The sequence below is a fragment of the Streptomyces sp. AC627_RSS907 genome, assembly GCF_019049165.1.
Genome location: NZ_JAGMUE010001289.1, coordinates 1 through 663, shown reverse-complemented (window position 1 = coordinate 663; position 663 = coordinate 1). Strand labels below are relative to the sequence as shown.

At 71.3% G+C, this 663-nt stretch carries 1 protein-coding gene; it reads left to right on the top strand.

Translation table 11 applies throughout. The features are described from left to right. The coding region (locus KUM32_RS41535) for a TrmH family RNA methyltransferase (protein ID WP_217146809.1) at window positions 1–577 on the top strand (577 nt) is incomplete at its 5' end. Window positions 578–663 lie beyond the last annotated feature (86 nt).

Genomic DNA, 663 nt, shown 5'->3' with positions numbered 1-663 from the left:
GCCGTGGCCCGTCGGCGAGCAGTACGACCCGCGACTGCTCGCCGAGGGGGACCGTCGCAACGTCGTGGACGGATACCGCTACTGGACACACGACGCGATCGTCGCCGACCTGGACACGCGGCGGCACGACTTCCACGTCGCCGTGGAGAACTGGAGCCACGACTTCAACATCGGCTCCGTGGTGCGCACGGCCAACGCCTTCCTGGCCAAGGAGATCCACATCGTCGGCAATCGCCGCTGGAACCGGCGTGGGGCGATGGTGACCGATCGCTACCAGCACATACGGCACCACCCGGACACCGCCGACCTGACGGCATGGGCCGCGCGAGAGGAACTGCCGATCATCGGGATCGACAACCTGCCCGGCGCTGTGGCGCTGGAGCGCGTCGAGTTGCCGCGCCGCTGCGTGCTGCTGTTCGGGCAGGAGGGCCCCGGGCTCACCCGGGAGGCGCGGGAGCAGGCGAGCATGGTGTGTTCGATCGCGCAGTTCGGCTCCACGCGTTCCATCAACGCGGGCGCGGCGGCGGCCATCGCCATGCACTCGTGGGTACGGGTGCACGCCACGATCACGGACTGACCGTACGGGCCGGCCCGTGGCGGTAGGCGAGCGCCCTCCCGCGCCCCTGCCTCGCGCCGGGCGCCCACCCCGAGGATCCCCTCGGC